The organism is Neisseria sp. Marseille-Q2251, from assembly GCF_940793045.1.
Taxonomy (GTDB): Bacteria; Pseudomonadota; Gammaproteobacteria; order Burkholderiales; family Neisseriaceae; genus Neisseria.
On the sequence record NZ_CALNWV010000007.1, the window covers coordinates 21,657 to 38,735 of the forward strand.

The following is a 17,079-nucleotide window of genomic DNA, read 5'->3' on the forward strand; positions in this document are numbered from 1 at the left end:
ACCCGCGATGGTTTGTGATAAGGTATAACTATTCCTATTTCTGGAATGAAGAGGTCGTTGAAAAAATGGTTTAATGGCTTTCAGACGACCTCAACCGCATCAGAGGTGCGGTATCATCGTATTATCTTTTTATTTTATGCCTGCCATCCGTGGCTAGAAGGAAATAATGTTATTAGCCAATTTAAAAAAATCTGACACATCAGCGGAATTTATACACCAAAAATTTACAGCGGAAGAAATACAGGAGTTGCTGAAATACAAACGTCTCAAAGGTATCGTGTTTCGCGATTGTCCGCTAGAGGATAATGATGTCGCCCAAATTGCCAAGCTGCCCCAATTGGTGAATCTGACTTTGGATAATACTGCCATAAGTGATAAAGGGTTGGCTGCATTGGCTGATGCGGGTAAGCTCATGTATTTGTGGATAACTCATGCCAAAATTGATGGAAGCGGGCTGGCAGCATTTGTAGAGAAAGGGCACAAATTGCGTTGTCTGAAGTTGGAGCATACTATGTTTGACGATCAAGCATTGCAACTTGCCGCCCGAATGCCTAAATTGGATACGTTACATTTGAACCATACTCGAATCAGTGAAGCTGGATTGATGTCAGTTACAAGTAATCCGCGTTTGACGATTATCGCCAAACAGTTTTCAGACGAAATATACGCCCGATTCGAGCAGCAACAACGCGAACAGGCTAAAAAGCAGAAAACACCCCCTGAACCGGCAGATGTAGCTGCTGCCCAAACTGTGTTGCAGGCTTTTTTTGATGCCATGACGGAATGTGAAGCTAGTTTCGTCAACTTTGATGATGACTGGACAGAACGCACGATTGCCCTGTTCCAACAATACGGCAGTGAAAAATTGCCAGAACGGCAAAGCAAGGAAGACCGTTACCATACCAGTGGGCAGCCGGAAGGTACATATGGAAACCATGTTTTCATAGATCAGGAAAAACAGGGGCGCAAAATCTGGCTCTATACCCAAGATGGCCGTGACTTCTACCGTTTTTTGATGGTTAATGAAAACGGCGAATGGAAATTGGAAAAGTCGCAAACTAAATTAGATGGTGGATGGAGTCGGAATTGGTTGTAGGACAGGGGGCAGGCAGTTGCCTATATTTTTAGCAGGCATTTCAGATTTGCGTTATACTTTTCCCCGTCTGTGTACTTTACTTATGAGAAAGGCAGCAAAATTATGATTTTAGAATTCATTAAAAAACTGTTTGGCGCTACTGGCGGCAGCGTATCGTCTTCGCCTAAACGCGGCGGCTGGAACGAGGAAGAGGGCGTGTATTACGCCAAAGGCAGCTATGATAATGCAGTAGAGTACAACAATGAGTTGATGTGTATTGCCAATTTTATGCTCTACCACATGGAAGACATGAACAAGGCAATGGACAGACGCGATTACGCCCAAGCCGAAAAAGTCCGCGTGCAGTGGATAGCCGCGATTCCCAATTACATCGCGCAAGCCGATAAATTGGGCGCATACAAAGGCGATACATCCCTGTTGAATGATTTGAAACGCCATCTGCGTTTCTTTAGCGATTTGATGGAAGACGGCTATAAAAAGCTGATTCAAATACGCGCTTCCGGCAAACACGGTTCGGAAGAAGACGAAGAACAATTGGACGAAAATAACGAGAGAATCTTGGACAGTACCGACAAGTTCAATGAAGTGAGCGACGAGTTTTTGGAAAAATTCGAAGACGAATAAACCTTGTAGGCGAATTTTGTGAAACGCCATCTTTAAAATCAAAAATCCTCTAAATTTTTTTTCAACAGAATTTAGAGGATTTTTTTATAAGCAGTAGTGTTCAAGCAAACAGCACAAACGTAGCGAATCGCCAATGATCAAAAAGGTCGTCTGAAAATCGGTATGGCGGGTTTGCTACAAGTTTTCAGACGACCTTGTTCAAACCGCCACCCCCGCTAGTTTGCCGATAAGGCCGGTAACGGCCAACGCCGCCACACCCCACAGGCACACGCGCAGGACGGCGGGTGCGACGGGGGCGCCGCCGAGTTTGGCGGAGGTGTAACCCAGCGCGGCCAGCCCGCACAAAGTGGTTGCCGCCAGCGTAGGGATAAGGGCGGTGGGTGTGGTCAGCGCGACCAGCAGCGGCAGTATGGCGCCTGCACAGAACGAACCTGCAGAGGCAAGCGCGGCCTGCATGGGCTTGGCGGCGGAGGTTTCAGTGATGCCGATTTCGTCGCGGGCATGGGCGGAGAGCGCGTCTTGTTCCATCAATGCTTGTGCGACTTCGGCGGCAAGCGCGTCGGACAAACCGCGGCGGCGGTAGATTTCGGTCAGCTCTGCCAGTTCGGCAGAGGGGTTGGCTTCCAATTCGTGGCGTTCTTTGTGCAAGTCGGCTTTTTCCGTGTCCGACTGGCTGGATACGGAAACGTATTCCCCCGCCGCCATCGAAACCGCGCCGCCGATAAGGGCGGAGACGCCCGTCAGCAGCAGGGTTTGAAAATCGGGGGCGGCGGCCGCGACGCCCGTCAGCAGCGAGGCGGTGGAAATCAGGCCGTCGTTCGCGCCCAATACGCTCGCTCGCAGCCAGTTGTTGCGGTTGCTGAAATGGCGTTCGCTGTGTTGTGAATACATGGCAGTGTTCCGGCGGTGTTTTGCGTTATGGTAGCACCGTATCGGTTTATCGGGGGCGGCGCAAATGGATGTTTTAAGGCTGAAATTCCGTTTATACCTGATAACAATTGTCGCTTATGCGGGTTTGTGGTATAAATCGAAATTCTAGAAATTTAGCTCTAAACTCTAATAACTGCCGTTCAACAGAGAATCATGATGACACACACCGAATCAAGCGCGCAGCCGTCAACTATGGACACGGCTGCTTTTTTAAAGCACATCGAATCCGCATTCCGCCGCATTTTTTCAGACGACCTCAACCTCATGCAATACCTGCCCGAAGACAAATGGCTTGCCTTGAAGCAGGCGGGTTTGCTGTTGCCCTTCCTCGACAAAAAACACGGCGGCCGCAAGGGCTGCCAGTTTGAAATCCAAGAAGTCCTGCGGATTGCGGGGCATTACGGCGTGCCCGTTACCCTGCGTACCGGCATCGAAGGCGCACTGGTGTTGCAGCCTCTGCAAGAGTTCGGCGACGAAGCCCAAGTCGCGCAAGGTTTGGACATGATTTTCGAAGGCGAGGGCGGCGGTTTGGGCATTACCGAACCCGAAACCTCCGGCGCGGCGATTGCCCGCGAAATGCAGTCCTACTACGAATACATCGACGAACAAACCATTTACGTCAATGCCGCGAAATACTGGCAGGGCAACTCGCAAAGCGACTTCCTCCTCGTTGCTGCCAAAGAGCGCAAAAACGGCAAACTCTCCAAAGTCATCAACCTGCTGCTCGTTCCCAAACAATACATCCGCTACGAAGCCCTTACATCCGAAGGCTTGCGCGCCGTCCGTTATGCCGTCAACCGCATAGACGCCGAAATGCCAGCCGCCGCCGTCATGAAACTCTCTCAGAACGACGCCGCAGGCTTGCGCGCGTTCCAAAACATCTTCATCCGCAGCCGCCTGCAACTGATCGGCATGACACACGGTATCATGGAATACATCCTTGAAAACCTGAACCGATACGTCCGCAACGACATCAAATTCGTCGATTACGAACGCCGCGAAATCCAACGCCGCCATCAGGTTTCCGAGATTCTTTACCGCTACGTCTGCCATTCCGTTTCGCCCGTTGCCCCCGTCGCCCATCAATTGATGGAGGCAAACATCATCAAAACCCTCGCTACGGAATACACTTACGCCGCCGCGCAAATGTTGCAAAAACTCTTGGGCGCGAAGGGTTTTGAACGCGGACACACCGCCAGCAATATCGCTATCGACATCCGTCCCTTCACGATTTTTGAAGGTCCGAACGATATGCTTTATGCCGAAATTTACGACCAGTTCGTCCGCGCCACCGCCGAAGAAAAAGAAGCGGGCATTAAGTTGGACAAAAACCAAACCCTGCTCGACCGCCTGCAAACCGACGCCCGCTTTGCCGCCGTTGCCCGCGACTACACCTTGCCAGAAGACATCCGCAGCTTCCTGCAGGAACACACCCTGACCGATGCCTGCGCCTTGCAAAAAGTCTTTATCGGCAAAATCATCGCCCGACTCTTCGTTTTCGTACAGGCAGAACATGAAGACACCGTAGCCTTCCTGCTGAACGACATCCGCAAAGACATATTGGATTGCCGATATTGCGGTTGATGGTTTAAATCAGAAAGGTCGTCTGAAATCGGTTTTCAGACGACCTTTCGTCGATTTTCATATTTTTAATTCAAAAACAGCTTCGTCGTGAAAAGTATATGAACCGACCATCTGGTTGATGTCCATTGATTTTCAGACGACCTCAAGCCCATGACTCTTTCCAAACTTTCTCTTTGGCAGACTCCCGAACAAGTCTGCGACATCTTACTTGCCTTGCCGGAGAAGCAGCGTAATCGTGCGTTGTACGAACTTGTCTCTCTTTTCGGTCACGATAATCCGCAAGGTTGGACCGAATCCGAAAGTCAGCTCGCTACCTTGCGCCTGCTGTGGCATGACCCGCGTTTTCAAGGTTTGGAAAACATCAAACATTGGCTGCGCGATGTACTTGCTTTGGACGAGGTAAACGGTTCATGGCTTGCGTTGCAAGGCGAAATCGAAACGCTGATGGAAACGCTTCATCCTGAAACCTGCCGCACTTACGGCGAATACGGCGGTATGTTCAAAAGCGCGCAAACGCTCGAACCTTTTGTCGCCCGAATGCTTGAGCGAGATACCGAAGCCTCGCGCAGCATGGCTTGGGACTGTCTGTATTGGAATAAAGAACTCTGCCGTTTACGCCATGATTGGGATGAATGGTTGAAAGAAGGAATCCGAAATCTGCATAATAAATACGGCGAAAACAAATAGCCGCCGCAACTGATTCAGGTTGACTGAAAGGTGTTTCTGACTTTGAGCGGCTGAAAATCAAACCCGACAGTTTTTTATAGTGGATTAAATTTAAATCAGGACAAGGCGACGAAGCCGCAGACAGTACAGATAGTACGGAACCGATTCACTTGGTGCTTCAGCACCTTAGAGAATCGTTCTCTTTGAGCTAAGGCGAGGCAACGCCGTACTGGTTTAAAGTTAATCCACTATAAAACGGCAATTTTGTGCAAGAACGAATAGCAAGCAATAAAAAGGTCGTCTAAAAATTTTCAGACGACCTTTCTTCATCTTATCAACAGGCTAGTTGAATCAATCCAGCTTTTTGAAGTGGCGGCGGCGTTCCAGTTCGCTCAGGTAACGCTTGCGCAGGCGGATGGATTGCGGCGTGATTTCAACGAGTTCGTCATCGTCGATAAACTCGACCGCACCTTCCAGCGTCAGCTTGATCGGCGTAGTCAGGCGCACGGCTTCATCGGTGCCGCTGGCGCGGACGTTGGTAAGTTTTTTGCCTTTGAGCGGGTTGACGACCAAATCGTTTTCTCGGCTGTGGATGCCGATAATCATGCCTTCGTAGATTTTATCGTTGGGTGATACGAACATACGGCCGCGGTCTTCCAAGTTCCACAAGGCATAAGCGACGGCTTCGCCTTGCTCTTGGGAAACCAGTACGCCGTTGTGGCGGCCTGGCATATCGGGTTTTACGGGCGCGTAGTCGTCGAATACGTGGCTCATCAGGCCGACGCCGCGCGTAAGGGTCATGAATTCGCCTTGGAAACCGATCAAGCCGCGTGCGGGAATATGGTATTCGAGGCGGGTACGGCCGTTGCCGTCGCTTTCCATATTGGTCAGTTCGCCGCGGCGGCGGCCGAGTTCTTCCATTACCGCGCCTTGGTTGTCGTCGGGCACGTCCACGGTCAGGTTTTCATAAGGTTCGCATTTTTGACCGTCAATGTCGCGGTAAACGACGCGCGGTTTGCCGACTGCCAGTTCATAGCCTTCGCGGCGCATGTTTTCCAGCAAAATCGTCAGGTGCAGTTCGCCGCGCCCGGATACGCGGAACACGTCGGCATCGGCGGTATCTTCCACGCGCAGGGCGACGTTGGTCAGCAATTCTTTTTGCAGGCGGTCGCGGATTTGGCGGCTGGTCACGAATTTGCCTTCGGTACCCGCCAGCGGGCTAGTGTTTACCATAAAGTCCATCGTCAGCGTCGGTTCGTCCACGCTCAACATCGGCAAACCTTTAGGGTTGTCTTTGTCGGTGATGGTCACACCGATACCGATGTCTTCGATACCGGAAATAATCACAATGTCGCCGGCTTCGGCTTCTTCAAGCGGCACGCGTTCCAAACCTTTGAAACCCAAAAGCTGGTTGATGCGGCCTTGGGCGATTTGTTGATCGTGGTTCATCACGGCAACGACTTGACCGGGTTTGATACGTCCGTTCAGGATGCGGCCGATGCCGAGACGGCCGGTGTAGTTGTCGTAGTCGAGCTGGGAGATTTGCAGTTGCAGCGTTTCGTCCGCGCTGCCGCTTGGTGCGGGCGTGTGTTTTAAGATGGTGTCGAACAGCGGACGCATGTCGTTGCTCTCGTCGGTTTCCTCCAGTTTGGCGAAACCGGACAGGCCGGAAGCGTAGACAATCGGGAAGTCCAACTGCTCGTCGGTTGCGCCCAAGTTGTCGAAGAGTTCAAAAGTTTGGTCGATGACCCAGCTCGGACGGGCGGACGGTTTGTCGATTTTATTGATGACGACGATCGGTTTCAGTCCCAAAGCCAAGGCTTTTTTGGTAACGAAACGGGTTTGCGGCATCGGGCCTTCCTGCGCATCTACCAACAATACGACGCAGTCCACCATACCCAAAACGCGCTCTACTTCGCCGCCGAAGTCGGCGTGTCCCGGAGTGTCGACGATGTTGATGTGGTAGCCTTCGTAATCGATGGCGGTGTTTTTGGCGAGGATGGTAATGCCGCGTTCTTTTTCAAGGTCGTTGCTGTCCATCACGCGCTCGTCAACCTGCTGGTTGGCGCGGAATGTACCGGATTGGCGCAGCAGTTGGTCAACTAATGTGGTTTTGCCGTGGTCGACGTGGGCGATGATGGCGATGTTGCGAATTTGTTTCATGGTGATATGTATTTCAAATGATTTTTATCAAAAAGTAACTCGCAATTATATCACGGTTCATCTTATCGGACGGTGGGGGAGTAGATTAAATTTGAATCGGTACGGCGTTTGTTCCGGTTCAACCGTCATTCACTAATGCGTACTGCAGCACAGTTTGACGATATAGTGGATTAACTTTAAACCAGTACGGCGTTGCCTCGCCTTGCCGTACTATCTGTACTGTCTGCGGCTTCGTCGCCTTGTCCTGATTTAAATTTAATCCACTATAAAAGCATTTGAGAATAATTAATAATAAAATTTGATTGGATTTTGTAATTTATTTGCTTTTGTTTATGGTTAAAGAGTGTAAATGTTTTTGAATGTTGAAATGGATTCTTAATACCAATGGCAACAAATATCTATATAAAACAAGATATTGAATTTTCAGACGACCTTTTAAGGCTTCTGTTTCTTTTGATAATTGTTTGTATTTTAAATAGAAAATTTGTCAAGCGTCAGGCTTTTTCATACAATTCAGTCATCAAAAAACAACACGCAATGTTTTTTACAGACACTTTACAATTTCAAAGAAAGAGAAAGAATTATGCAAGGCAATCAAGCTGTTATCGATTATATGAACGAACTGTTGTCCGGCGAGCTGGCTGCACGCGATCAATACTTCATCCACTCACGCCTGTACTCCGAATGGGGCTACACCAAACTGTTCGAGCGTCTGAACCATGAGATGGAAGAAGAAACCACTCACGCCGAAGACTTCATCCGCCGTATCCTGATGCTGGGCGGTACCCCTAAAATGACCCGTGCCGAACTGAACATCGGGACCGACGTGGTTTCCTGCCTGAAAGCGGACTTGAACACCGAATACGAAGTACGCGATGCGTTGAAAAAAGGCATCAAACTGTGCGAAGAAGCACAAGACTACGTTACCCGTGATTTGATGATTGCCCAGCTGAAAGACACTGAAGAAGATCACGCGCACTGGCTGGAACAACAACTGCGCCTGATCGAACTCGTCGGCGAAGGCAACTACTACCAAAGCCAAATGTAATTAAGCGTATATAAGGAGCTGAAAATGAAAGGCGATCGCTTAGTTATCCGCGAATTGAACAAAAACTTGGGCTTGCTTTTGGTTACCATCAACCAATATTTCCTGCATGCCCGCATTTTGAAAAACTGGGGCTTTGAGGAATTGGGCGAACATTTCTTCAAACAATCCATCCGCGAAATGAAATCCGCAGACGATTTAATCGAGCGTATTTTGTTCTTGGAAGGTCTGCCTAATCTGCAAGAATTGGGCAAACTGCTTATCGGCGAATCAACCGAGGAAATCCTGACCTGCGATTTGACAAAAGAACAGGAAAAACACGATGCCCTCGTCGCTGCCATCGCCATCGCGGAACAACAGCAAGACTATGTCAGCCGTGATTTGTTGGAAAAACAAAAAGACATCAACGAAGAACACATCGACTGGCTCGAAACCCAGCAGGAGCTGATCGGCAAAATCGGTTTGCCGAACTACCTGCAAACAGCGGCGCAAGAGGACTAAAACACAAACCACTGCCAAATATAGCAGTCCCTGCACCCATAAACGGCATATCTTTTCGGATATGCCGTTTTTCTTTTAAGTTTTTTGAGTAAAAGGACCGGTTTTCCTGCCTTGTTAATGGCTGAATATGGAGCGTATATGGGTTTAAAACAAAATAAAATCATATGAATATTAATAAGTTATAAATATTTTTGTATTATTTCCCTTGCTGCTCTTGAAATATTTAGAATTTTTGTTTTAAACTGCACACGTTACCTATTCCATTATTTATGTATTCTGTCATGCAAACAGCGCATCATTCATCTGCTTTCTTCTATTGGTACCACACAAACGTGCGGTACTTTTTTGCGCTTGTCTGAAACAGATTAGAGATAGGATACGCAAATCAGAGCCGCCTCAGTTTGAGCGGCTTTTTTGTTACCTATACATGGCCGCATCAATTGAAATATGAAATAAAACACAACTGAATCAGGATTACAGCCATGACCCCGTCCATAAACGCCCAAACAAAAATGCTTCCTTTACACCGCTGCCAAATGATTGTTGACGGCAACAGCCATCACCACACATCAAATCCCCAAACTTTGCCGGGCAGCGCAGATACGCTGATCAGCGAGGCATTGATTCCGCAAATCCGTATGGTTGCCACTTTGATTGCCGTGGAAAGACACGATTTTGAAGCAGGCAGCCCTGCTGTCTTTACGGAGGAAGCCGACTTTTTTGCCGCGCGTATCTTAGTATTGGGTGTACAACGTTTTCATTTGGATATCACGCTGTTGCCGATGTTGAAAACCGCCAACCAACGCGCCCAAGCTTTTGCCAAACGCCATCATCTTCCATTTACCCCCGCCCAAATGCATATGAGCCTGCATGCCCGTCGCCCTGATAACTTGCTGATTGTAGAAACCGAACATGAAATGGAAAATCATGGCAGCCTGATTGCCAACAGCCTTGCTTTCGCAGCCAAACTTCCCCGTCTGCCTTTGTAAAAAACATTTACGCGCTTGATAAAAATCAAATTTGCACCATATACCACGGCAAGGTGCAGTATATTGATGCGCAGTTTGCCGATAACGCTCGGCTTGGACAATACCACTTCAAAAAAGGATAAAAAAATGAAAAAACTCATTGCCTTAGCCGCACTTTCCTCACTTGCTCTTGCCGCCTGCAAAGACAATACCCAAGCCCAGCTTGAGCAGCAGCAAAAACAAATCGAAGCGCTTCAGCAGCAACTTGCCCAACAACAAGACAATACGATTTACCAACTCACGCCGGAAGGTGTGAAAGATACCATTCCTGCCGAAGCACAAGCCAACGGCAACAATGGTCAGCCTGTGACCGGAACAGACGGACAACAATATATTTACGACCAATCCACTGGCAGCTGGCTGCTGCAAAGCTTGGTTGGTACAGCGGCAGGCGCATTCATCGGTAACGCGCTGGCAAACAAATTCACACAAGCACGCAATCAAAACAGCCCGATTGCCCAACGCGCACGCGCCAATTATTATCAAACAGCCCGTCCTAACAGCCGTACCAGCCAGCAACTCAATACCCGCAGCCTGCCTGCACAACAACAAGCGGCGCAACAACAACGTTACCGCCAAACCACCCAGCAGCCGTCCAACCATCGCCGTCCAATGAGTCGCGGTTTTGGCCGTCGCCGCTAAAGCCATCTGGTTTTTTAAAACGGGTTTCCGATTCGGCAAAGAATGGTTATTAGGAAAAGACAACGTATTTGCCGATTAAAACAGATGAAGGTCGTCTGAAAATTCAGACGACCTTTGTTTATCCATAGCCATATAGTGGATTAAATTTAAATCAGGACAAGGCGACGAAGCCGCAGACAGTACAGATAGTACGGCAAGGCGAGGCAACGCCGTACTGGTTTAAAGTTAATCCACTATACAAGATGCCTTCAGCCACTACCCTTTATCAAAAGAAAAGTGGAATGCGGATGCATCTACATTTTCAGACGACCTGAGTTTCAAGTAAAATCTACCTCGTCTGAAACACACTCAATCTCTCAGTAAGGAAAACATCATGAGCAACCATCACAAACTCATCATCCTCGGCTCAGGTCCTGCCGGCTACACTGCCGCCGTCTATGCCGCCCGCGCCAACCTCAAGCCCGTCATCATTACCGGTGTCGAACAGGGCGGACAACTGATGACCACCACCGAAGTCGACAACTGGCCCGCCGATGCCGAAGGCGTACAAGGCCCGGAGCTGATGGCTCGTTTTCAAGCCCACGCCGAACGCTTCGGCACCGAAATGATTTTCGACCAAATCCACACCGTTGATTTGCAAAACCGTCCCTTTACCCTCAAAGGTGACATGGGCGAATACACCTGCGACGCCTTGATCGTTGCCACCGGCGCATCCGCCAAATATCTGGGGCTGCCCAGCGAAGAAACCTTTGCGGGCAAAGGCATATCTGCCTGCGCGACTTGCGACGGTTTCTTCTATAAACAACAAGACGTCGCCGTCGTCGGCGGCGGCAATACTGCCGTAGAGGAAGCCCTTTACCTCGCCAACATTGCCAACACCGTTACCCTGATCCACCGCCGCGACAGTTTCCGCGCCGAAAAAATCATGGTGGACAAACTCATGCAGCGCGTTGAAGAAGGCAAAATCATCCTCAAGCTCAACAGCAATCTGGATGAAGTCTTGGGCGACGAAGGCGGCGTTACCGGCGCTCGCCTGAAACACAACGACGGCACTACCGAAGACATCGCCGTCAAAGGCGTTTTCATTGCCATCGGCCATAAACCCAACACCGACATTTTCAAAGGTCAGCTCGATATGGACGAAACCGGCTATTTGAAAACCAAAGGCGGTACTGGCGACAACGTCGGCGCGACCAACATCGAAGGCGTATGGGCAGCGGGCGACGTCAAAGACCACACCTACCGCCAAGCCATCACCAGCGCGGCTTCAGGCTGCCAAGCCGCACTTGATGCCGAACGCTGGCTCGACCGCCAAGGCTTGTAAAACATCCGAAACGGTTTTCTAAAGCATAAAGGTCGTCTGAACCTTTCAGACGACCTTTTTCACAATATAAAAACATATTATCCATCCTGCCTTATCCCATTTTATGAGCAAACAGCCCAACAGCGCAGACGCAGTCGAAATCCCGCAAGACCAAACCGTCCCGCGCAGCAATACCGACAACGCTCCACGTTCCGCCATCCACCAAACGCTTTATTCCGCCAATACGTTTGCCCAGCACGATTATCTCGCGGGTAAAAAACTGCCCGACATCGCCTGCCCGCAAGCGGGGCAGACCAACTGGCTGCATTTCGTCGGCATCAACGACGCCGCGTTGCTCAAACACACGCTGGAGCCTTACGGTATCCACGAGCTGGTCATCGAAGACATCCTCAGCCGCAAACAACGCCCCAAAATCGAAGACTACGACAATTATCTGTTTATCGCCGCACAGGTTTACCACTACACCGCCGCCGGCAAACTGAATTCCGACCAAGTGTATCTGATTATCGGCAAGGATTTCGTGTTGTCGTTCCAGCAAAAACCGCTGGGGCTGTTCAGCCAGTTGCGCCGCCAAATGAGCGAAAACCCGCGCGGCATCCTCGGTAAAAACACCGCCTTCCTCGCCTATTGCCTGCTCGACCGCATCGTGGACGACTATTTCATCGTCTTGGAAGAGTACAACAACCGCGTCGAAGCCATAGACAAATCCCTGTTTAAAAATGAAAACAGCGACATTCTCGGCAAAATCCACCGCCTCAAGCGCGACGCCGTCCGCCTACGCCGCACGCTTTTGCCCTTGCGCGACGTGTTCTATCAGCTTGCCGTGCGCGGCGATTTTGCCATTTTCAAAGGCGAGTCCACCGTCTATCTGCGCGACGTGTACGACCACAACATGCAGCTTATCGAATCGCTCGACGCCTCGCGCGACATGGTGTTGAGCATGATGGACATCTACCTTTCCTTCCAGTCCAACCGCATGAACCAACAAATGCGCGTCCTGACCGTCATCACCATCATCTTCATGCCGCTGACCGTCATCACCGGCATTTACGGCATGAACTTCGACAATATGCCCGAGCTGCATTGGCATTACGGCTATTTTATGGTTTTGGGTTTGATGTTGTGCATCATCGTCGGGCTGCTGATTTTCTTCTCGCGTAGGAAATGGTTATAAACCCATAAAAAAATCCAATTGCCGTATATTCATAGATTAAATACACTCGTTAAGGTCGTCTGAAACCATTCAAAATACTCGCAGACCGCCCGTTTCAACACAAACATTTATTTCAAAAAGAGGAACATCATGGAACAAGCCCGCCAACTCCCTTCACACGAACTCATCATGTCCGAGCTGATGATGCCGGACACCGCCAATTTCAGCGGCAACGTCCACGGCGGCGAACTTTTGCGCCTGCTCGACCAAGTCGCCTACTCCTGCGCCAGCCGTTACAGCGGCAACTACTGCGTTACCCTGTCTGTCGATAAAGTCTTGTTTAAAGAGCCGATACACGTCGGCGACTTGGTAACTTTTTACTCCAGCGTCAACTACACGGGCAGAACTTCCATGGAAATCGGTATCCGTGTCGAAGCGCAAAACATCCGCACCGGCGAAGTGCGCCATACCAACAGCTGCTACTTCACCATGGTCGCGGTTGAAGACGGCAAACCCGTTCCCGTCCCGCCGCTGGAAATTACTACCGAGCGTCAACGCTGCCGTTACGAAAAAGCTCAAAAACGCAAAGCCTTGAGCCTTCAGACATCGGACGAAACGTCTTGCGGATGCTGAAAACGGACGGATAAAACGGATTACAAGACAAAGGTCGTCTGAAAACCAAGGTTCAGGTTTTCAGACGACCTTTTTATAGTGGATTAACTTTAAACCAGGACGGCGTTACATCTGTACTGTCTGCGGCTTCGTCGCCTTGTCCTGATTTAAATTTAATCCACTATATTTGACGGATAAGGACATTATCGAAACTGCGTTTGTCGAAGCAGTTTCAGACGACCTTCTTCAATAGGGCAAACCCTTACGCTTCTTCCGCTTTGCTGCGGATAATCAGAAGCGGCAGGTGGCTTTGGCGCATTACGGTTTCGGCGAAGCTGCCCATCAGGAGGTGCATCAGACCGGTGCGGCCGTGTGTGCCGAGTACCAGCAGGTCGGCGCCGTTTTCATCGGCGTAATCGACCAAATCCTGCGCCATTTCGCGCGCGCCTTTGTTGGCTACCAGCAGGTGTTTGACAATGTTTTCCACGCCGTTTTCGCGGGCGGTTTTTTCAGCGAAGTCCAAGACTTCGTTGCCTTGGGCGACGGCGGCGGCTTCGTAGCTTTCGTGTTGCAGGAATTCGGGGGCGAGCGCCATGTATTCGGCGGGGTTGGCGACGTGTACCAAAGTCAGGCGGGCGTTGTTGACGCTTGCCAACTCGGCGGCGTGTTTCAGGGCGTTGAGGGAAGTTTCGCTGCCGTCAACGGCTACAACCAGATGTTTGTACATAGTTCATTCTCCTTTTTGCGCCGCAGGCGGCACTTTGTTGGATGCGGTTGGGAAGGGTCCAATATGAAACGATTATAGACCCTTTCGGGCTGCTGCAACAGTCCGGCTGCTTTCCAGTATAATATGCGCCGGATTCTTCCGCAGCGTTTTGCGTTGATTTTCATTCATTTATTGACATATCACAAGGTTGGGTATGAACGACACTGTTTTTCTTCCTTCGCGCCGTTTCGGCGGTATTGCCAGACTCTACGGAGATGAAGCACTGGTGCGGTTTTCGCGCGCGCACGTCTGCGTGGTCGGCGTGGGCGGGGTAGGCTCTTGGGCGGTGGAGGCTTTGGCGCGGACGGGCATCGGTCGTTTGACCTTGATTGATTTGGACAACGTCGCCGAGTCCAATGTCAACCGCCAGCTTCATGCGCTGACCGACGATTTCGGCAAGGCGAAGGTGACGGCGTTGCGCGAACGCATTGCCCAAATCAATCCGCAATGCGAAGTGGAGGAGATCGAGGATTTTGTGACGGAAGACAATCTGGAAACGCTTTTCAGACGACCTTTCGACTTTGTGATCGACGCGATAGACCAAGTACGCGTCAAGGCGGCGATGGCGGCTTATTTTGTGAAACACAAACAGCCGTTTATCCTCAGCGGCGGCGCGGGCGGACAGAAAAATCCGGCGTTGATTCAAACCGCCGATTTGAGCCGCGTGACCTACGACCCGCTGCTTGCCAACCTGCGCTACACCCTGCGCAAACGCTACGGTTTCAGCCGCGATACCAAAGAAAAAATGCGCGTGCCGTGTGTGTTCTCGACTGAAAACATTACGCCGCCGCAATCGGGCGAAGCGTGTTCGACCGATGCTGCGCCGCAAGGGTTGTCCTGCGCGGGCTATGGGGCGAGTATGTTGGTAACGGCTTCGTTTGGGCTGTATTGTGTGCAGGCGGCGGTGGAACATATTGCGGGACGGAAGTGAGATGAATCGATTTTTTAAAGCCTACTTTATCAGTAGCCTGATTTATGCGGTTGTCTTCGGTTTGCTGGTGTACAGTGTCGGTTTGCTGTTTTCAGGATTCGAATGTTTTGATATTGACGCTGACAATGAACAGTATGCAGAGTATTGTTCACGAGCTCATGAAATGTCGGCTTTTGAGAAAGTGTCTTTGAAGTTTTTCTTCTTTCCGTTTTTATCTGTAATGTTATTGTCCCTACTCAATGCCGGCATTATGAAGTGGACCAAACGCTGTACAACTTCGATGACTCTTGCCTTGCCTATTGTCGAATGGTTGATTGTTTGGTTTGTTTTTTTACTGTGGGAGTGGAGTAGTCTGGATAGTAGTTGGACGGCAATAACGGGACTTCTTTTTTTCGGATTGCCTGTTTATGGCATGGCAGCAGTTCAAGCCCTGAGTGTGTTGGTCTCTTCTGCAAATGCCAATCAGAAAATTTGATGTGGGTTTAAGCCTTTTGAAATTTATTTTTTCAGACGACCTTTTTTGCCTATGAACCGATTTTTCAAAGCCTATTTTATTGCCAGCCTGATTTATGCGGTGTGGTTCGGCGTGTTGATGTATGCCGTCGATCCGATGTTTGGCGCAATGGGATGCGACATGCAGTCGGGCGATTATTTGTGTTTTCAGGACGGCTCTCCGCGGCCGTTTACCAATTTCCTTTATCCTTTCCTGTCCGTTCCGATATTCAGCCTTTTGCACGCTGCCATCATGAAGTGGCGCAAACGCTGCTCGGTCGGGATGATTTGGTTTTTGGTCGGCTGCGAATGGCTGCTATTGTCGGCTTGGATAATCGCGATGCTGGCACGCGATGGCTTTGTGTTTTCCCGCGATGCCGTTACGGTGCTGACCGGTTCGTTTTTCGCCGTTTTGCCGCTGCTGGGCATGGCGTTGGCGCAAACGCTTGCCATTGCCATCGCTTCTTTGAAAAGCCAACGCGAAAAAGGCTGATTTTTGTTTTGCCGCACTCGTTTTGACGAACCCCGCTGCGTTTTCAGACGACCCTGCTATGTATCAGATACCTATCAAACCTAAAAATAAAAAGACCCTCTAAACATGCCTTCAGAACACCTTATTCCTTCCGCTGCGGCAACGTCGTCTGAACACACTGTCGCGTGGGTATTCGGTCAACCCGTAACCGATTTGCCGCAGGATTTGTTTATTCCGCCCGATGCTTTGAAGGTTGTCTTAAGCAGCTTCCAAGGGCCGTTGGATTTGCTGCTTTACCTTATCCGCAAACAAAATATCGACGTTCTCGATATTCCGATGGTGAAGATTACCGAGCAATATCTGCACTATATCGCCCAAATGGAAGCGTATCAGTTTGATTTGGCGGCGGAATATCTCTTGATGGCGGCGATGCTGATTGAAATCAAATCGCGCCTGCTCTTGCCGCGTCCCGAAGAGGTTGAGGATGAAGAGGCGGATCCGCGTGCCGAGCTGGTGCGCCGTCTTTTGGCTTACGAACAAATGAAGCTGGCGGCGCAGGGTTTGGATGCGTTGCCGCGCGCGGGAAGGGATTTTGCTTGGGCGTATCTGCCGTTGGAAATCGCGGTCGAGGCGAAGCTGCCGGAGGTGTATGTCGCCGATTTGACGCAGGCTTGGCTGGGCATTTTGTCGCGGGCGAAACATACGCGCAGCCATGAAGTGATTCAGGAAACCATTTCCGTGCGCGCGCAGATGACGGCGGTTTTACGTCGTCTGAACGAGAGCGGGATATGCAAATTCAGCGATTTGTTCAAGCCGGAGCAGGGCGCGGCGTATGTGGTCGTCAATTTCATCGTGCTGTTGGAGCTTGCCAAAGAAGGTTTGGTCCGCATCGTCCAACCGGACAGCTACGGCGAAATCGAAATCAGCCTGAAACAGGAAAATTTAGAACGCCCGGAAGCGGAAGGGGGCGTTTCAGACGACCCCTCCGCCGATGTTGAAGACGAAACAGCATGATGATTTCACGCTTGGCAAACCCATACTCATTTCCAT

At 50.2% G+C, this 17,079-nt stretch carries 18 protein-coding genes; 15 read left to right on the forward strand and 3 right to left on the reverse strand.

Annotation, left to right across the window (positions count from 1 at the left end; all coding sequences use genetic code 11):
- Positions 1-166 precede the first annotated feature (166 nt).
- Both AAG834_RS04460 and AAG834_RS04465 read left to right on the forward strand, forming a co-directional pair.
- The gene (locus AAG834_RS04460; RefSeq protein WP_342031391.1) at positions 167-1,096 is read left to right on the forward strand and encodes an NTF2 fold immunity protein; all 930 of its coding nucleotides are present in this window, start codon (positions 167-169) and stop codon (positions 1,094-1,096) included.
- 102 nt (positions 1,097-1,198) lie between these two features.
- Positions 1,199-1,720, forward strand: coding sequence for an LIC11966 family surface protein (locus AAG834_RS04465; protein ID WP_342031392.1), 522 nt, complete (start codon positions 1,199-1,201; stop codon positions 1,718-1,720).
- A gap of 198 nt (positions 1,721-1,918) precedes the next feature.
- Here AAG834_RS04465 and AAG834_RS04470 read toward each other — a convergent pair whose 3' ends face one another.
- Positions 1,919-2,611, reverse strand: coding sequence for a VIT1/CCC1 transporter family protein (locus AAG834_RS04470; RefSeq protein WP_342031393.1), 693 nt, complete (start codon positions 2,609-2,611; stop codon positions 1,919-1,921).
- A gap of 195 nt (positions 2,612-2,806) precedes the next feature.
- On the opposite strand from AAG834_RS04470, the gene AAG834_RS04475 reads away from it, so the two are divergent.
- Both AAG834_RS04475 and AAG834_RS04480 read left to right on the forward strand, forming a co-directional pair.
- Positions 2,807-4,234: an acyl-CoA dehydrogenase family protein gene (locus AAG834_RS04475; RefSeq protein WP_342031424.1), complete on the forward strand. Its 1,428-nt coding sequence runs from the start codon at positions 2,807-2,809 to the stop codon at positions 4,232-4,234.
- A 150-nt stretch (positions 4,235-4,384) separates the two neighbouring features.
- On the forward strand, positions 4,385-4,921 hold the full coding sequence (locus AAG834_RS04480; RefSeq protein ID WP_342031394.1) for a hypothetical protein: 537 nt from the start codon (positions 4,385-4,387) through the stop codon (positions 4,919-4,921).
- Positions 4,922-5,251: 330 nt separating this feature from the next.
- Here the strand turns inward: AAG834_RS04480 and typA are convergent, their stop codons facing one another.
- Complete coding sequence (gene typA, locus AAG834_RS04490; RefSeq protein WP_070514320.1) at positions 5,252-7,063, reverse strand: translational GTPase TypA; 1,812 nt, start codon at positions 7,061-7,063, stop codon at positions 5,252-5,254.
- 583 nt (positions 7,064-7,646) lie between these two features.
- Here typA and bfr (AAG834_RS04500) point away from each other — a divergent pair.
- The 7 genes from bfr (AAG834_RS04500) to AAG834_RS04535 all read left to right on the forward strand — a co-directional run bounded on the left by bfr (AAG834_RS04500) (position 7,647) and on the right by AAG834_RS04535 (position 13,389).
- Positions 7,647-8,111, forward strand: coding sequence for a bacterioferritin (bfr, locus tag AAG834_RS04500; RefSeq protein ID WP_070514321.1), 465 nt, complete (start codon positions 7,647-7,649; stop codon positions 8,109-8,111).
- A gap of 24 nt (positions 8,112-8,135) precedes the next feature.
- Complete coding sequence (gene bfr / locus AAG834_RS04505; RefSeq protein WP_016687569.1) at positions 8,136-8,609, forward strand: bacterioferritin; 474 nt, start codon at positions 8,136-8,138, stop codon at positions 8,607-8,609.
- 482 nt (positions 8,610-9,091) lie between these two features.
- The gene (locus AAG834_RS04510) at positions 9,092-9,598 is read left to right on the forward strand and encodes a hypothetical protein (RefSeq protein WP_342031395.1); all 507 of its coding nucleotides are present in this window, start codon (positions 9,092-9,094) and stop codon (positions 9,596-9,598) included.
- Positions 9,599-9,724: 126 nt separating this feature from the next.
- Positions 9,725-10,279, forward strand: coding sequence for a hypothetical protein (locus tag AAG834_RS04515; RefSeq protein ID WP_070498033.1), 555 nt, complete (start codon positions 9,725-9,727; stop codon positions 10,277-10,279).
- Positions 10,280-10,652: 373 nt separating this feature from the next.
- Positions 10,653-11,603 (forward strand): thioredoxin-disulfide reductase, encoded by a 951-nt coding sequence (trxB, locus tag AAG834_RS04525; protein WP_342031396.1) that lies wholly within the window; start codon positions 10,653-10,655, stop codon positions 11,601-11,603.
- Between the two features lie 103 nt (positions 11,604-11,706).
- Positions 11,707-12,777, forward strand: a complete 1,071-nt coding sequence (gene corA / locus AAG834_RS04530) for a magnesium/cobalt transporter CorA (protein ID WP_342031397.1) — start codon at positions 11,707-11,709, stop codon at positions 12,775-12,777.
- Positions 12,778-12,906: 129 nt separating this feature from the next.
- Complete coding sequence (locus AAG834_RS04535) at positions 12,907-13,389, forward strand: acyl-CoA thioesterase (RefSeq protein WP_019270557.1); 483 nt, start codon at positions 12,907-12,909, stop codon at positions 13,387-13,389.
- 241 nt (positions 13,390-13,630) lie between these two features.
- Here the strand turns inward: AAG834_RS04535 and AAG834_RS04540 are convergent, their stop codons facing one another.
- The gene (locus AAG834_RS04540; protein WP_003755397.1) at positions 13,631-14,095 is read right to left on the reverse strand and encodes a universal stress protein; all 465 of its coding nucleotides are present in this window, start codon (positions 14,093-14,095) and stop codon (positions 13,631-13,633) included.
- 193 nt (positions 14,096-14,288) lie between these two features.
- Between AAG834_RS04540 and AAG834_RS04545 the strand changes: the two genes are divergently transcribed.
- From AAG834_RS04545 to AAG834_RS04560, 4 genes are all read left to right on the forward strand, one after another.
- Positions 14,289-15,065 carry a tRNA threonylcarbamoyladenosine dehydratase gene (locus AAG834_RS04545; RefSeq protein ID WP_342031398.1) on the forward strand — a complete coding sequence of 259 codons (777 nt, stop codon included), beginning with the start codon at positions 14,289-14,291 and terminating at the stop codon, positions 15,063-15,065.
- Between the two features lies 1 nt (position 15,066).
- Entirely contained in the window at positions 15,067-15,540 is a 474-nt protein-coding gene (locus AAG834_RS04550) for a hypothetical protein (protein ID WP_003763711.1), read from the forward strand.
- Between the two features lie 51 nt (positions 15,541-15,591).
- Complete coding sequence (locus AAG834_RS04555; RefSeq protein WP_342031399.1) at positions 15,592-16,050, forward strand: hypothetical protein; 459 nt, start codon at positions 15,592-15,594, stop codon at positions 16,048-16,050.
- A gap of 105 nt (positions 16,051-16,155) precedes the next feature.
- The gene (locus AAG834_RS04560) at positions 16,156-17,043 is read left to right on the forward strand and encodes a segregation and condensation protein A (RefSeq protein WP_342031400.1); all 888 of its coding nucleotides are present in this window, start codon (positions 16,156-16,158) and stop codon (positions 17,041-17,043) included.
- Positions 17,044-17,079: the final 36 nt, after the last annotated feature.

Excerpts from the sequence above, each read along its gene's own strand:
- bfr (WP_070514321.1), top strand. The coding sequence starts at position 7,647 with ATGCAAGGCAATCAAGCTGTTATCGATTATATGAACGAACTGTTGTCC.
- bfr (WP_016687569.1), top strand. The coding sequence starts at position 8,136 with ATGAAAGGCGATCGCTTAGTTATCCGCGAATTGAACAAAAACTTGGGC.
- AAG834_RS04560 (WP_342031400.1), top strand. The coding sequence starts at position 16,156 with ATGCCTTCAGAACACCTTATTCCTTCCGCTGCGGCAACGTCGTCTGAA.
- AAG834_RS04475 (WP_342031424.1), top strand. The coding sequence starts at position 2,807 with ATGACACACACCGAATCAAGCGCGCAGCCGTCAACTATGGACACGGCT.
- AAG834_RS04555 (WP_342031399.1), top strand. The coding sequence starts at position 15,592 with ATGAACCGATTTTTCAAAGCCTATTTTATTGCCAGCCTGATTTATGCG.
- AAG834_RS04480 (WP_342031394.1), top strand. The coding sequence starts at position 4,385 with ATGACTCTTTCCAAACTTTCTCTTTGGCAGACTCCCGAACAAGTCTGC.
- AAG834_RS04550 (WP_003763711.1), top strand. The coding sequence starts at position 15,067 with ATGAATCGATTTTTTAAAGCCTACTTTATCAGTAGCCTGATTTATGCG.
- corA (WP_342031397.1), top strand. The coding sequence starts at position 11,707 with ATGAGCAAACAGCCCAACAGCGCAGACGCAGTCGAAATCCCGCAAGAC.
- AAG834_RS04535 (WP_019270557.1), top strand. The coding sequence starts at position 12,907 with ATGGAACAAGCCCGCCAACTCCCTTCACACGAACTCATCATGTCCGAG.
- AAG834_RS04470 (WP_342031393.1), bottom strand. The coding sequence starts at position 2,611 with ATGTATTCACAACACAGCGAACGCCATTTCAGCAACCGCAACAACTGG.
- AAG834_RS04460 (WP_342031391.1), top strand. The coding sequence starts at position 167 with ATGTTATTAGCCAATTTAAAAAAATCTGACACATCAGCGGAATTTATA.
- trxB (WP_342031396.1), top strand. The coding sequence starts at position 10,653 with ATGAGCAACCATCACAAACTCATCATCCTCGGCTCAGGTCCTGCCGGC.
- AAG834_RS04510 (WP_342031395.1), top strand. The coding sequence starts at position 9,092 with ATGACCCCGTCCATAAACGCCCAAACAAAAATGCTTCCTTTACACCGC.
- typA (WP_070514320.1), bottom strand. The coding sequence starts at position 7,063 with ATGAAACAAATTCGCAACATCGCCATCATCGCCCACGTCGACCACGGC.
- AAG834_RS04515 (WP_070498033.1), top strand. The coding sequence starts at position 9,725 with ATGAAAAAACTCATTGCCTTAGCCGCACTTTCCTCACTTGCTCTTGCC.
- AAG834_RS04465 (WP_342031392.1), top strand. The coding sequence starts at position 1,199 with ATGATTTTAGAATTCATTAAAAAACTGTTTGGCGCTACTGGCGGCAGC.
- AAG834_RS04540 (WP_003755397.1), bottom strand. The coding sequence starts at position 14,095 with ATGTACAAACATCTGGTTGTAGCCGTTGACGGCAGCGAAACTTCCCTC.
- AAG834_RS04545 (WP_342031398.1), top strand. The coding sequence starts at position 14,289 with ATGAACGACACTGTTTTTCTTCCTTCGCGCCGTTTCGGCGGTATTGCC.